This window comes from Pseudomonas sp. Irchel 3H3 (assembly GCF_900187635.1).
Classification (GTDB): domain Bacteria; phylum Pseudomonadota; class Gammaproteobacteria; order Pseudomonadales; family Pseudomonadaceae; genus Aquipseudomonas.
Genome location: NZ_FYEC01000009.1, coordinates 1 through 14540, shown reverse-complemented (window position 1 = coordinate 14540; position 14540 = coordinate 1). Strand labels below are relative to the sequence as shown.

Sequence of the window (14540 nt, the reverse complement as noted above, 5' to 3'; positions counted from 1 at the left end):
GTGCGCTGGAATACCTGGGCCGGATCGACCAGCAGGTGAAGATCCGTGGGTTCCGCATCGAGCTGGGCGAAATCGAAGCCTGCCTGCTGGCCGAGCCGGGGGTGCGCGAAGCGGCGGTAGTCGCGCGGCACAACCAGTTGATCGGTTACGTGGTGGCCGAACCCGACGACGCGCTGTTGGGTCGCTTGCGTGAACGCCTGCAAGCACAGCTGCCGGACTACATGGTGCCGGCGCGACTGATGCGTCTGGAGCGCATGCCGCAGACGCCGAACCGCAAGCTCGATCGCAAGGCCCTGCCGGAGCCGGAGCTGGAAACCCGCGTGCATGTACCGCCGCAAGGCGCGGTAGAAACCCTGCTGGCCGCGATCTGGCAAAGCGTGCTGAACGTGCCTCAGGTCAGTGCCGAGGACAACTTCTTCGAACTGGGCGGCGACTCGATCGTCTCGGTGCAAGTGGTGGCGCGGGCCCGTGAAGCCGGCCTGGCGCTGACCCCGCGTGACCTGTTCCTGCACCAGAGCGTGCGGGCGCTCGCCGCCCAGGCGCGGCCATTGGAGGAGGTCGCGCCGCGCGCTGTGGCACGCATCGATCTCAGTGCTCTCAGCGCGCAAGCCCTGGCCGCGCTGCCGGTGGGGCTGGAGGCGATTGAAGACATCGTGCCGCTGTCGCCGATGCAGCAGGGCATGCTGTTCCATGCCCTGGACACCGGCAGCGAGCTGTATGTGAACCAGCTCGACGTGGTGATCGACGGCCTGGATGCACCGCGCTTCATTGCCGCCTGGGACGAGGTCAGCGGGCGTCATGACAGCCTGCGTGGCAGTTTTGTCTGGCAGGGTTTTACCGATGCCATGCAAGTGATCCATCACGCCGTGACGTTGCCGGTGGAGCAATTGGACTGGCGTGCACTCACGCCCACCGAGGAACAGGCCCAGGCCGTGGCCCGTGAGCAGCGCGAACGGCCGTTCGACCTGAGCCAGGCGCCACTGCAACGGCTGTTGCTGGTGCAACTGGGGCCACGGCGCTATCGCCTGGTCTGGACCTATCACCACCTGCTGCTCGATGGTTGGAGCCTGTCGCTGCTGATCGGCCAGGTCCTGCGTCGCTATCTCGGCCAGCCACTGCCGGAACCGGGCCGCTACCGCGACTACATCGACTGGTTGCAAACCCGCGACCCGCTGGTCAGCGAGCGCTTCTGGCGCGAGCGCCTGCAGCCGCTGGAAGAACCGACCTTCCTCGCCCAGGCACTGACCGGCAAACGCAGCGAAGGTGGTCACCAGGCGATCTACAGCCACCTGGACAGCGTGCGCACCGGGCGTCTGAAGGATTTTGCCCGCAGCCAGCGGGTCACCCTCAATACCCTGGTGCAAGCCGCCTGGCTCCTGCTTCTGCAGCGTTATACCGGCCAGCGTTGCGTGGCATTCGGTGCCACAGTCTCGGGCCGGCCTGCACAATTGCCCGGTTCCCAAGACACCCTGGGGCTGTTCATCAATACCCTGCCGATCGTCCAGGCGCCGCTGCCCGAGCAGCGCTTGGGGGACTGGTTGCAGGAGCTGCAGGCCTACAACCTGGCGGCGCGCGAACACGAGCACACACCCTTGAGCCAGGTTCAGCGCTGGGCCGGGCGCGGTGGCCAGGCGCTGTTCGACAGCATCGTGGTGTTCGAGAATCAGCCGGTCGACCGTCTCCTCAGTGAATGGGACGATGGCGAGTTGCAGTTCGAGACGGCGCGCGGCCATGGCGTGACCAACTTCGCCATGGACCTGATGGTCACCCTCGGCGACGCGCTCGAGATCGAGTACATGTTCCTGCGCGAGCACTTCGACCTGAGCCAGGTGGAGGGCATTCGCGGTCACCTCGAGCAACTGCTCGAGGGCTTCTGCGCCAGTGCCGACACAGCGCTCGGTGAGCTGGGCATGCTCGGCGAAGTCGAGTTGCGCGCCCGGGCCCAGGCCAACCACCTGGCGCAGCGGCGCAGCTTGCCGTCGGTCACCCAGGGCATCACGGAATGGGCGCGGCGCAGCCCGCACTGGGATGCGGTGCTCTGCGGTGAACAACGCCTGACGTTCGCTGAACTGGAGTCGCGCTCCAATCGCCTGGCGCAGTTCCTGCGGGCCCAGGGGGCCGGGCCGGAAACCGTGGTCGGCGTGGCCTTGCCACGCTCGGTGGACTGGCCGGTGGCGCTGCTCGCAGTGCTCAAGTGCGGCGCCGCCTACCTGCCGCTGGACACCGCTCATCCGGCCAAGCGCCTGGCCTTCATCATGGGCGATTCGGGCATGCGCCTGTTGGTCACCCATTCCAGCCTCGCCGGGCAACTGCCGGTACAGCAGGGCGTGACTCCCTTCGCGCTGGACCGCCTGGCGCTGGAAGGGCTGGACGATCAAGCGCCGGTAGTGGACCTGCATCCCGACAGCCTGGCCTACCTGATCTACACCTCCGGTTCCACCGGACAGCCGAAGGCGGTGGCGGTGGCCCACGGGCCGCTGGCCATGCACTGCGAAGCGATAGGTGAGCGTTATGGCATGAGCCCGGCGGACCGTGAGCTGCACTTCATGTCGTTTGCTTTCGACGGTGCCCATGAGCGCTGGCTGGTACCGCTGCTGTTCGGCGCCAGCCTGCTGGTGCGTGACGATGAGCTGTGGACCCCGGAACAGACCTTGGCGGCCATGACCGCACACGGCGTCACGGTGGCCGCGTTCCCGCCGGTTTATCTGCAGGCGTTGGCCAGCCAGGCCGAGGCCGCAGGCAAGGCACCGGCGGTGCGGGTGTATTGCTTTGGTGGCGACGCGGTGCCTGAGGCCGCGTTCGAACGTGCCCGCGCGGCACTACGCCCGCAAGCGATCATCAATGGCTACGGACCGACCGAGACCGTCATCACGCCGCTGTTGTGGAAGGCCGAAGGATCGACCACCTGTGGTGCGGCCTATGCGCCGATTGGCCAGCGGGTCGGTGCGCGGACCCTGCATGTATTGGATGCCGACCTCAACCCGGTTCCCGAAGGTGTGGCCGGCGAGTTGTACATCGGCGGCGAAGGCCTGGCGCGTGGTTACCACCAGCGCTCGGGGCTGACGGCCGATCGTTTTGTGGCTGATCCGTTCAGCGTCGGCGGGCGCCTGTATCGCTCTGGCGACCTGGTGCGCCGCCGTGCTGACGGCACCTTCGATTACTTGGGACGGCTCGACCATCAAGTCAAGGTTCGCGGTTTCCGTATCGAGCTGGGTGAGATCGAAGCGCGCTTGCGTGAGCAGCCGGATGTGCATAGCGCGGTGGTGGTCGCCCGCGACAGCCAGACCGGCAAGCAACTGGTCGCCTACGTGGCGGCGGTGGCTGCCGAGGGCCTGGGCGAATCATTGCGCCAGCGCCTGCGCGAGCGGCTGCCGGACTACATGGTGCCGGCTCACGTGGTGGTGCTCGAGGCCTTGCCACTCAACCCCAACGGCAAGGTCGATCGCCTGGCCTTGCCGGCGCCGCAGATCAGCCTGGATAGCCGCTTCGTCGCCCCGCAGACCGCTGAGCAACAAGCATTGGCGCAGATTTGGCAAGAGGTGTTGGGTGTGGCGCGGGTGGGGCTCGCCGATAACTTCTTCGAGCTCGGTGGCGACTCGATCCTCAGCCTGCAGGTGGTGTCGCGGGCTCGCAACCATCCGCAGTTGCAACGGGAGATCCGCCTGCGCGACCTGATGCGCAAGCCGACCATCGCCGAACTGCTGGCGGTCGTCGACGCGCCGACGGCGGGCTCGATCACCGCGGAGCTGGCCTTGCCCGAGGGTGAACTGTTCAACCTGCTGCCGATCCAGCAGTGGTTGTTCGACGTGCCGATGGATCAGCGCCAGCACTTTAACCAGGCGCTGCTGTTGGACGTGCTGCAACCGCTGCAGACCGGGGCCCTCAAGCAGGCGGTGCAACAGCTGCTGGTGCGTCACGAGGCACTGCGGTTGCGCTTCGTCCAGGGGCCGGGTGGCTGGGCGCAACGTTACGCCAGCCTTGAGGAGGTCGAGCAGGTCCCGGTGCTCTGGCAACAAGACCTCGCCGACAGCCAAGCCATGGCAGCGGCAATCCAACTGGCCCAGCGCAGCCTCGACTTGACCAGCGGCCCGCTGCTGCGGGTGCTGCATGCACGGCTGGCAGAGGGCGGCGAGCGCCTGCTGCTGGTGGTTCATCACTTGGCAGTGGACGGGGTGTCCTGGCCAGTCCTGCTCGAGGACCTGCTGGCGACGTACCAGGCCGCATGCGCCGGGTGCGCGCCTGAGCTGGGGTTGCCTGGCAGTCGCTACCGTGACTGGGCGCAGCGCCTGCAGGCGCGGGCGCGCAGCCCTGAAGGCGAGGCTGAGCTGGATTACTGGAAGCACCAGTTGGGCGCGGATACGCCGCCGAGCCTGCCGGTCGATAACCCGCGTGGGCGCAATCTGGTGGGCACTTCGGCCGAGGTCCGGTTCACGCTTGATCAGCCGCGTAGCCAGTTGCTGCTCAAGGCTGTGCCGGCGGCCCTGCAGGCACAGATCAATGATCTGTTGCTGAGCGCGCTGTCGCGTGCCGTGTGCCGCTGGAGTCAGCACGATTCGGCGTTGATCCAGCTCGAAGGTCACGGCCGCGAGGACCTGTTCGATGAACTCGAGCTCAGCCGCACCGTGGGCTGGTTCACCAGCATGTTCCCGGTGCACCTGCACCCGGGCAACGGCGAGGTGGCCGAGTCGGTCCGGGCGGTGCGCGAGCAATTGGCGCAACTGCCGGAGCGCGGCCTGGGCTTTGGTGTCCTGCGTTACCTGGGGCGTACCGAAGTGCGCGAGGCCCTGGCGCAACTGCCGCAGCCGCGCATCACCTTCAACTACCTCGGGCAACTCGACCAGGCGACCAGCCCACAGTCGTTGTTCGGCGCCGCGCCAGAAAACCTGGGCGACTTCCACAGCCCGTCGGCGCCGTTGGCCAACTGGCTGGAAATCATCGGCCAGGTGCATGACGGCCGCTTGGGAATGCGCTGCATCTATAGCGCCAAGCGCTACCGCCCGCAAACCGTGCAACGGCTGCTGGACGCTTTCCAGGCCGAGCTGCACAGCCTGATCGATCAATGCGCGGGGCTCGAATGAGCCGCGCGACCCCCTTTCAAGGATATTCATCCATGTCATTGCATCCTGAACTGAGCGCTTTCCTCGACCTGGTGGAGGAGGGGCGGCTGGCCGGCCGTCCACCGCTGCACGCCTTGTCGCCGGAATTGGCCCGCGACACCTTCGAGCAGGCTTCCGCTGGGCTGGTCTGGGCTTGGCCCCAGACCCAGCAAGTGGCACGCCGCGAGTTGACGGTTCGTACCCGCGACGGCGCCAGCCTGGCGCTGCGCCTCTATCTGCCCGAGGTCGCTGGCGCGCAGCCGTGGCCGGTGCTGTTGTACTTGCACGGCGGCGGTTATGTGGTGGGCAGCCTGGATTCCCATGACGGTATCTGCGCAGAGCTTGCCTGGCGCACGCCTTGTGCGGTGCTCGCGGTGGATTACCGGCGGGCCCCGGAGCACCGTTTCCCCACCGCGCTGTTCGATGCCGAGGATGCCTTGTTGTGGCTGGTGGCCGAGGGCGCCGAGCATGGCCTGGACGCGACCCGGCTGGCGGTTGGCGGTGACAGCGCCGGCGCGACTCTGGCCACCGTGCTGGCAATCCAGGCGGCGCAGGCACCGCAGCAATGGCCGCCGATCCGCCTGCAACTGCTGTGTTATCCCACTACCGATGCTTCGCGCAGCACGGTGTCCAGCGAGCTGTTCGACGAAGGTTACTTGCTGGAGAGCGCGACGCTGGAGTGGTTCTACAGCCACTACCAGCGCACCCCGGCCGATCGCTTGGACTGGCGCTTTTCGCCCCTCCTGTGTGAGCACTTGCAGGGCGCGGCCCCGGTGTTCGTCGGGCTGGCCCAGTACGACCCGTTGCACGATGAAGGCCAGGCCTACGCCGAACGCTTGCAACAGGCGGGGGTGACGGTGACCTGTCGCTCATACGCCGCGACCCACGACCTGCTGCGGATGGGCGCGGTCATGCCGGGAGTGGATCAGGTCTACGCAGAGTTGGCGAGCCATCTGGCCCAGGCATTGGCGAACTGAGGACAAGACGGCCGGGCGCCAAGCGCCCGGCAGGGGAGGGTCAGCCCGCGAGCAGCGGGCCGAAGTCGTCGCGCTCAAGCACCATCAGTGCCGCGCGTTTGTGTGGGAAGTCGAACTCCTTGTGCTTGCCAAAGCCCACCGAGGTCATGTAGCCGATCATCTTGTCGTTGTCGGCCCGAGGCTCGGCCACCACGCGCTGGGTGCGCGCTTCGTCGAGCAGCAGCCAACTGACCAGCGACCGCAGCCAGCAATCGACCTTGGCCGGGCCGCGATGATGCTCCTCACCCACCAGCATGTGGATACCGCGGTCGAATTCACCTGCCGGATAGAACGGCGCGATGCGGTCATGCGCCGCCCAGTAGACCTCGTAATAGGCAAAGGGCTGGTCATTCAGGCAGCCGATGACGCTGAAGATGTGCGGGGTGTCGCTGATCTTCTGCAGGTATTCACGGTGCTCGTCGAGCGTGCCTTGTTCCTGCCAGAAGTGCGCGACGCGCGGGTTGTTCTGCCAGCGGTTGAACAGCGCCAGGTCCTGCTCGATGTCCAATGTGCGCAAGGACATCCACAGCCCCAGTTGCTCGTCGTAGCGACGGTAGAGCTCGCCTTGGGGTTTGCTGGCGATAGCCGCGGTCAGCGCTCCGGTGGTGATGTTCATCCAGGCAGCTCCATTCAGGCGGACGCCGACAGGGCAGTGTCGAGCAATTGCAGGTGCTCGTGCTCGCAAGACTCGGCCATCTCCAGCAACGCCTCGGAGATTTCCCAGGCGCGGGCCGGCAGGACCGACAGCAGGGTATCGCTGAGGCCGTGGTTGGCCTCCGAGAAACCCTGGACGAACACGCCGGCCTTGAGGTTCGGCGTGGCGCGCACGCGGTAGCTGCGCTCGACGTCGAAGTCGCCCAGGTAGTCGGCCAGCGGTGCCAGCAGGGTCTTGTGCGAGGTGCGTTCGTAACCGGTAGCGAGGATCACGGCATCGTAGTGCTGGACTTCTTCCTGGCCCGTGGCGACATCGCGCAGGTGCAGGCGCACTCCGTGTTCGCCGGACGTGGCGCTCTGCACCTGTGTCCGGCAGCGGAAGGCATGGCGCTCACGCTTGGAGACTTTCTGACGATAGAGAATGGCGTAGATCTGTTCGATCAGGTTCAGGTCCACCACCGAATAGTTGGTGTTGTGGAATTCGCTGATCAGCCGCTCGCGCTCGGGCTCGGGCTGGTCGAAGAACAGGTGGGTGTTTTCCGGGGCGAAGATCTGGTTGACGAAGGGGCTGTCGTCGGCCGGCTTGAGCACTTCGCTGCGCAGGATCAGGTCGACCTTGACGTTCGGGTAGCTGTCATTGAGGTCGATGAACGCCTCGGCCGCGCTCTGCCCGCCGCCGACCACGGCAATGCGCATTGGCTCACCACGGGCGCAGCGTTGCTGGGTGATGCGGCTCAGATACCGCGAGTGGTGGAATACCCGGTCGTCGTCGCGCAGGTCCCGGAACACCGCCGGAATGCGTGGCGTGCCACCGGTGCCGACCACTACCGAGCGGGTGCGTCGGCGATGTTCACGGCCCTGGCTGTCCACCGAGACCACGTCCAGTAGTTCGACGCTGCCATCCATGCCAATCACCGGCTCGACCCGGTCGACGCGGTTGCCGTAGGCACACTGCTCGCGGAAATGCCCGGCGACCCAACGCAGGTAGTCGCTGTATTCCATGCGGCAAGGATAGAACGTGCCCAGGTTGATGAAGTCGATCAGGCGGCCGTGCTGTTGCAGGTAATTGACGAAGCTGTGGCGGCTGGTGGGGTTGCGCAGGGTCACCAGGTCCTTGAGGAAGGAGATCTGCAATTCGCTCTGGCTGACCAGGGTATCGCCGTGCCAGTGATAGTCAGTCTGCCGGTCGAGGAACAGGCTGTTGGCTCGGCGACCCGCTGTTTCGGCCTGTTCCTCGAGGGCGATGGCCAAGGCCAGGTTGGAAGGGCCGAAGCCGACGCCGATGACGTCGAAGGGCTTGTTGCTGGACTGTCGCTGGGACATTCGCGAATCCTCCTTTGAAGTGGTGCCCTGAGCGTGCGGCCATGTGCAGGCCGTGTCAGAGGCGTTCATGAGAGTTGACGAATGAACCGACAGCTTCTTCAGAAGTGGTCGAAGGAGCGCGTAGGCAAATGAACGATTTAGAGTGAAACCAACCAAAAACCAAGTGGATGGAGTAAGCTTGGCGAAATTCTTCCGCTGTCTACCACCATGCCCAACCCCTCTGTTCCCCAGCAATCCCCGAGCGAAATGGCCGCCGACTGGTGCGTGCGTTTGCATTTCGAGGATTGCACCGACGCGGACCGTGCCGAGTTCCTGCGTTGGTACGATGCCGACCCGGAACACGCTGCGGAGTACCTGAAGATGTGCCGGGTGTGGCAGGTCAGCGAGCAGTTGCCGCCGCGTGCGCAAGTGCCGCTTGAGGCTCGTTCGCGGCGCCGCCGCGCGCCGTTGCTGGCCCGCGCCGCGGTGCTGGCGTTGGCCGTGGGTGCTGCATGGGCGGGCGGCTGGTCGGGGGGCATGTTGCCGGGCAGTGTGCGCTACTTCATGGCCGAGCAAGCGCGACGCCAGGTTCAGCTTCCCGATAACAGTCAGGTGGAACTCAATCAGCGCACCGGCATGCTGTACCTGGGCTTTCGCGATCGGCGCCAGGTGTTGCTGCGTGACGGCGAGGCCTATTTCGATGTGCAACGCGACGTCGACAAGCCGTTCTTGATCAGTACCGACAACGCCAGCGTGCGGGTCACCGGAACGCACTTCAATATCTGGACCGCACCGGCGCAGACCACCGTCAGCGTGAGCCAAGGCACGGTACTGGTGTCGCGTGGCGAGGACGGCGACGGCCGCAACCAGGGCACCGAACTGACTGCCGGTTTGCAGGCCGTGGTGAGCCAGGGGCGCATGCTCCAGCTCAAGCGCATCGACCCCGCGCGTTCGATGGCCTGGCGCAACGGCAAGCTGATGTTGGACGACATCAGCCTGCGCGACGCCATCGTACAGATCAACCGTTACCTCAAGGTGCCCCTGCAACTGGAAGGCAACGAGGTCGGCGAGCTGCGTTTCGGCGGCATCTACGACACCAGCGACCTCGGCCAGTTGATCAGCGCGCTGCCACGGGTGCTCCCGGTAAAACTGCGCCGTGGCGATGACGTGATCCTGATTTCGTCCCGCTGACCTGCATCTGGGCAGTTATTTACAGCTAATTTGCTGAACAAACCCCACTCTCATTCGTCGATCAGGCATGCCCCTTAACACGCCCTCATTCCGGCCGTCTGCGGACGGGACGATGACGGGCGTCAAGCCTGGAAGCCGAGACAATGAGTGCACCTGCACGAAGTACCTTGCATGAATTGACGCAGGTTTTGCGTCCCTTCTGGCCGTTGCTGCTGGTTTCGACCGTGCTGGGCATTCTCGGCGGCTTGAGCATCACTGGCCTGCTGGCGACCATCAACCATGCCCTGCACGCCGAAGGCGGCGCCAGTCGCGGGGTGTTGCTGGGTTTCGCCGGGCTGTGCCTGATGGCGCTACTCGGCTCGGTGATCTCGGACATCGGCACCAACTACGTTGGCCAGCATGTGATCGCCCGGCTGCGCAAGACCTTGGGCCTGAAGATCCTCAGCGCGCCGATCGATCAACTGGAACGCTACCGCAGCCACCGGCTGATTCCGGTGCTGACCCACGATGTCGACACCATCAGTGACTTTGCCTTCGCCTTCGCGCCGCTCGCGGTGTCGTTCAGCGTCACCCTTGGCTGCCTGGTGTACCTGGTGCAGTTGTCGCCAGGAATGTTCCTCACCACCACCCTGGCGATTCTGCTGGGCTCGGTTGCCCAGTATTACGCCCGGGCTCGTGGCATCAAGGGCTTCTTCGAGGCCCGTGACCTGGAAGACGATCTGCAAAAGCACTACCGCTCCATCGCCGAGGGCGCCAAGGAACTGCGCATCAACCGTCCGCGCCGCCAGCGCCTGCTCAAGGACAGCATTGAAGGCACTGCCGACAGTATCTGCCGCAAGCAAGTCAACGCGATCAACCAGTTTGTGGTGGCCAAGGGGGTCGGCTCCACGCTGTTCTTCATCGTGATTGGCGTGGCCCTGGGGTTCCAGGCCATGTGGCCGAGTACCAGCACCGCGACCCTGAGCGGCTTCATCCTGGTGCTGCTGTACATGAAAGGGCCGCTGGAGCATCTGCTCGGTACGCTGCCCAATATCAGCCGTGCGCAAGTGGCGTTCCGCCGGGTGGCCGAACTTTCCGAGCAGTTCGCCTCACCCGAGCCGCACTTGCAGGAGGCAAACGACAAACCGCTGCCTGAGCAAATCCACAGCATCGAACTGCGTGACGTGCATTACCGTTATCCGAGCGAAGAGGGCGCCAGCGGTTTTGCCATCGGCCCGGTCAACCTGTCGATCCGCAAGGGCGAGATTGTGTTCATCGTCGGCGAGAACGGTGGTGGCAAGACCACCCTGATCAAGCTGTTGCTGGGCTTGTACGTACCCCAGAGCGGCAGCCTGCTGCTCGACGGCAAACCGGTCGACGCCACCCAGCTCGACGATTACCGCCAACTGTTCACCACCGTGCTGTCGGACTTCTTCCTGTTCGAGGACCTCGTCCAGCAGGGCGCCGATGTGCCGCCAGAGGCGATGGTGTACCTGGAACGCCTGGAGATCGCCCACAAGGTACGCATCGAAGACGGGCGTTTTTCCACCCTCGATCTGTCGACCGGCCAACGCAAGCGCCTGGCGCTGCTGCAAGCGTGGACCGAGCATCGCCCGGTGCTGGTGTTCGACGAGTGGGCAGCGGACCAGGACCCGACCTTCCGCCGCATCTTCTACACCGAGTTGCTGCCAGACCTGCAGCGCCTGGGCAAGACCATCGTGGTGATCTCCCACGACGACCGCTATTTCGATGCCGCCGACAGCCTGTTGCGCATCGACAACGGCCGTCTGGTGCAGCACTACGCCAGCGCTGTCGAGGCCGGCTGAGGTGAACCTGACCCTGGCCCAGCGCTTGCCGCCGGACCTGCAGCCGCTCGCAGCGCGGATGCGTGTGGTGCCCGGCAGTGAGGCGCCCGCGCTGAGCCGCTGGTTGCAACCGGACATGCTGGCGCCGGTGTTGGCGCGTTATGCCCGGCATTGGCCACAGGCGGATCCGCGAGCAGTTGCATCGCAATGGCACCAGCAGCTCTGCGCGCTGATCCTGCCACCGCTGCTGCTGGCGCGCCTGCTGTATGCCGAGCCTGTAAGCCTGGACCCGCAGCAGTTGCGTATCTGCGTGAGTGAACAGGGCGAGCCTGACGAACTGCATGTCCCGGCGTCAGGGCCGGCGCTACTCAACTTGGGCAATGGCGCACGCCAGCTGGACGCGTTCGATGAGCAACTGCTGCAGCCTTTCGTCAACCGTTTTGCCGCCCATACCGGGCTGTCGCCGCGCCTGCTGTGGGGCAACGTGGCGCTGTGTATCGACTGGGTCATGGAGGTGGCCCAGGGCTGTGTGCCAACCCGCGCGCTAGGGGAAGCGCGGGCGCATTTTTGCAGCAGCCACCAGGGGCAGGGCAGCCAGGCCTTGCGCAGTGCCTTGCGCAGTGCCTTGCGTCGCGACGCCGCTGGAGCGGTCAAGCGCCGGGTCTGCTGTCTGCGTGAGCGCCTGGGGTTCGAGCGGTGTGCGGCCTGCCCCCTGGCCACACGCCAAGCCCCATCCAATATGCCAACAAAACTATAAATCCATAGGGAACATCATGAGCGTTCATCCACTGAATCAACCGGCACAGCGCCTGCGTCGCTGCATCGCCGCCGCTACTCTCGGGCTTGCCATGGCGGTGGCGGTCCCGGCGCTGGCCGAGCCTGTGCAGATCAACATCCCGGCCAAGTCGCTGTCCTCGGCCTTGTACGAGCTGGGCAACCAGGCAAAACTGCAGATTATCTACAATCAGGACACCGTCTCCGGCCTGCGCAGCCGCAGTGTGTCCGGGCAGATGGAGCCCGAAGAAGCGCTGCGCCAGTTGATCCAGGGGACCGGCATCGCCTATCGGATCGAAGGCAATCATGTGACCTTGCAAGGCAGCTCCGACGATGCGGCGCTGACCCTGCCGGTCAGCAGCGTGGTCGGCCAGGCGTACAGCTCGGTGAGCGCCGATGACGGCTATGTGGCCAAGCGCGCTTCGGCGGGGACCAAGACTGACACGCCGATCATCGAGACGCCGTACTCGGTGTCGGTGGTGACCCGTGAGCAGATCGAAGCCCAGCAACCCAAGACGGTCTCCCAGGCCCTGCGCTACACGCCGGGGATCAACGCCGAACTGGCCGGCCCGCAGTTCGTCACCGACCAGTTCACCATTCGTGGCTTCCAGCAAGGCACCGGGCGCATGCTGCGCGATGGCACCCGCACCTTCCTGCCCGACTTCCTTGGCTGGGACGCCCCCGAACCCTATGGCCTGGAGCGGATCGAAGTCCTGCGCGGTGCCAGCTCGGTGCTCTACGGTGCTTCCGACCCCGGTGGCCAGATCAATCTGGTGAGCAAACGCCCGACCACCGAACCGTTGCGACAAGTGCAGTTGCAGATGGGCAACCACGACTACCAACAGACCGCCTTCGACCTCGGCGATGCGCTGGATGAGGAGGGGGTGTGGAGCTATCGCCTGACCGGCCTGTTCCGCGAAGCCGATGCCCAGGCCGACCACATCACCAACCGTCGCGAGTACCTGGCACCGGCCATCAGCTTTCGCCCCAACGACGATACCGAGTTGACCGTGCTGGGCGAGTACCAGAAGCAGACGGGCAACTTCGCCAACCCATTGCCCGCCCAGGGCACGGTGTTTCGCGACCCGCGTGGCCGCCTGGATCGCGATACCTACGTCGGCGACAGCGCCTACGATTACATGACCAACGAGAAGACGTCGTTGGGCTACGTGTTCGAACACGACCTGAACGAGATCTGGACCCTGCGCCAGAACGTGCGTTACAGCGACTACCGCCAGTCCAGCTCCGAGATTGCCTTGTACGGCCCGGCGGGCGACGTCTACTCGCGCTACAACGACCAGCGCAAGGGCGACGGCCGGCTGTTCACCATGGACAACCAGGTCCAGGCCAACTTTGCCACGGGGCCGGTGGAGCACACCTTGCTCACCGGGGTCGACTACAACAACGGCAAGTTCAACCAGGACCAGTCGCTGGATTTCATCCAGCAGAAGTTCGACGTGTTCAATCCGGTCTACGGCCAGCCGCTGACCCTGACCCCTTTCAATGCCTCCAGCTATGAGCAGAAGCTGTCGCAGACCGGCGTGTACCTGCAGGATCAGTTGAAGATCGACAAGTGGGTGTTCCTGCTCGGTGGTCGCTACGACTGGGCCAGCAACCAGAAGGACGACCGCGCACCGCAAACCCAGAAGGATGAGAAGTTCAGTGGTCGTGCGGGCCTGGTCTACCTGTTCGACAATGGCTTTGCACCGTACGCCAGCTACAGCGAGTCGTTCTTGCCAGTAATGGGCATGACGCTGGACAACTCGCAGCTCGCCCCGGAAATCGGCAAGCAGTACGAAGTCGGCCTGAAGTATGAGCCGCCAGGCAGCAACAGCCTGTACACCGTCGCGGTGTTCGACCTGACCAAGCAGAATGCCACCGAGTACGTCAGCGGCTTCGCACGCCAGGAAGGCGAAGTTCGCTCCCAGGGTGTCGAGTTGGAGGCCAAGACCGAGATTACCCAAGGCTTCAATCTGATCGGCAGCTACACCTGGAACGACGTCGAGGTCACCAAGTCCGACGTCGGCAACAAGGGCAATACACCGTTCCGGGTGCCGGAGCACATGGCGTCGATCTGGGGCGACTATATCGTCCAGGGCGGCACGCTCGAAGGGCTGCGCCTGGGCGGCGGTGCCCGCTACGTGGGCAGCACCTTCGGCGACTCGGCGAACAGCTTCAAGGTCGACAGCTACACCGTGGTCGACGCCTTGGTCGCCTACCAACTGGGCAAGGTCGATGCCTCGCTCGACGGTATGGAAGTCTCGCTCAACGCCTCGAACCTGTTCGATAAAGAATACGTGGCAGGCTGCTACAGCAACGTTGGCTGCCAGTACGGCCAGCAGCGGACCGTGTATGGCACGGTGAGCTACAACTGGTAAGTCTCTTGGGACTGGGCCGTGCTTGATTGCACGGCCGTAACTTGTTACTTGAGCCCAAGGCAAAAACGCTAACGTCTCAACATTCGCCGTGGCGGCCTCTGGGCCGACCAAGGTGTTGGATTAGACCGAGTACATATCCATTTCTTCCGTAACGGCCTCCTATGGTTCCGCCTGACGGCGGCTCACTTTTGGACAGCGCAAAAGTAAGCAAAACGCTCTTACCCCACCACTCGGTGCCTCGCTTAGGCTCGGCATGCCCGTACTCCGACATTGATTTGGGGGGCCGCCGCAATGGGCCCTCCCTGGCCCAGTGCGGCTAAACCGGCGTCCTGCCGGTTTACCCCC

Annotated in this window: 7 protein-coding genes and 1 pseudogene; 6 read left to right on the top strand and 2 right to left on the bottom strand. The window is 64.8% G+C overall.

Annotated elements, in window-relative coordinates; genetic code table 11:
- Both CKW24_RS12360 and CKW24_RS12355 read left to right on the top strand, forming a co-directional pair.
- Positions 1–5078 (top strand): non-ribosomal peptide synthetase (locus tag CKW24_RS12360; protein ID WP_159987283.1); only part of this gene is annotated, 5078 nt, incomplete at its 5' end.
- Positions 5079–5110: 32 nt separating this feature from the next.
- Positions 5111–6073 (top strand): alpha/beta hydrolase, encoded by a 963-nt coding sequence (locus CKW24_RS12355; protein WP_095168280.1) that lies wholly within the window; start codon positions 5111–5113, stop codon positions 6071–6073.
- 40 nt (positions 6074–6113) lie between these two features.
- Here CKW24_RS12355 and CKW24_RS12350 read toward each other — a convergent pair.
- Both CKW24_RS12350 and CKW24_RS12345 read right to left on the bottom strand, forming a co-directional pair.
- Positions 6114–6728, bottom strand: a pseudogene (locus CKW24_RS12350) (GNAT family N-acetyltransferase); the annotation flags it as partial.
- Between the two features lie 14 nt (positions 6729–6742).
- Positions 6743–8089, bottom strand: a complete 1347-nt coding sequence (locus tag CKW24_RS12345) for a lysine N(6)-hydroxylase/L-ornithine N(5)-oxygenase family protein (RefSeq protein ID WP_095168276.1) — start codon at positions 8087–8089, stop codon at positions 6743–6745.
- A 207-nt stretch (positions 8090–8296) separates the two neighbouring features.
- Here CKW24_RS12345 and CKW24_RS12340 point away from each other — a divergent pair, with 207 nt between their 5' ends.
- From CKW24_RS12340 to CKW24_RS12325, 4 genes are all read left to right on the top strand, one after another.
- Entirely contained in the window at positions 8297–9259 is a 963-nt protein-coding gene (locus tag CKW24_RS12340; RefSeq protein ID WP_256585456.1) for a FecR family protein, read from the top strand.
- 143 nt (positions 9260–9402) lie between these two features.
- Entirely contained in the window at positions 9403–11064 is a 1662-nt protein-coding gene (locus CKW24_RS12335) for a cyclic peptide export ABC transporter (RefSeq protein WP_095168275.1), read from the top strand.
- Between the two features lies 1 nt (position 11065).
- Positions 11066–11800: a siderophore-iron reductase FhuF gene (gene fhuF / locus CKW24_RS12330; protein WP_177440631.1), complete on the top strand. Its 735-nt coding sequence runs from the start codon at positions 11066–11068 to the stop codon at positions 11798–11800.
- Between the two features lie 16 nt (positions 11801–11816).
- The gene (locus tag CKW24_RS12325; RefSeq protein WP_095168273.1) at positions 11817–14195 is read left to right on the top strand and encodes a TonB-dependent siderophore receptor; all 2379 of its coding nucleotides are present in this window, start codon (positions 11817–11819) and stop codon (positions 14193–14195) included.
- Positions 14196–14540 lie beyond the last annotated feature (345 nt).

What these genes read in the sequence shown, in the direction of transcription:
- CKW24_RS12355 (WP_095168280.1), top strand. Translation starts at nt 5,111, where the DNA reads ATGTCATTGCATCCTGAACTGAGCGCTTTCCTCGACCTGGTGGAGGAG.
- CKW24_RS12345 (WP_095168276.1), bottom strand. Translation starts at nt 8,089, where the DNA reads ATGTCCCAGCGACAGTCCAGCAACAAGCCCTTCGACGTCATCGGCGTC.
- CKW24_RS12340 (WP_256585456.1), top strand. Translation starts at nt 8,297, where the DNA reads ATGCCCAACCCCTCTGTTCCCCAGCAATCCCCGAGCGAAATGGCCGCC.
- CKW24_RS12335 (WP_095168275.1), top strand. Translation starts at nt 9,403, where the DNA reads ATGAGTGCACCTGCACGAAGTACCTTGCATGAATTGACGCAGGTTTTG.
- CKW24_RS12325 (WP_095168273.1), top strand. Translation starts at nt 11,817, where the DNA reads ATGAGCGTTCATCCACTGAATCAACCGGCACAGCGCCTGCGTCGCTGC.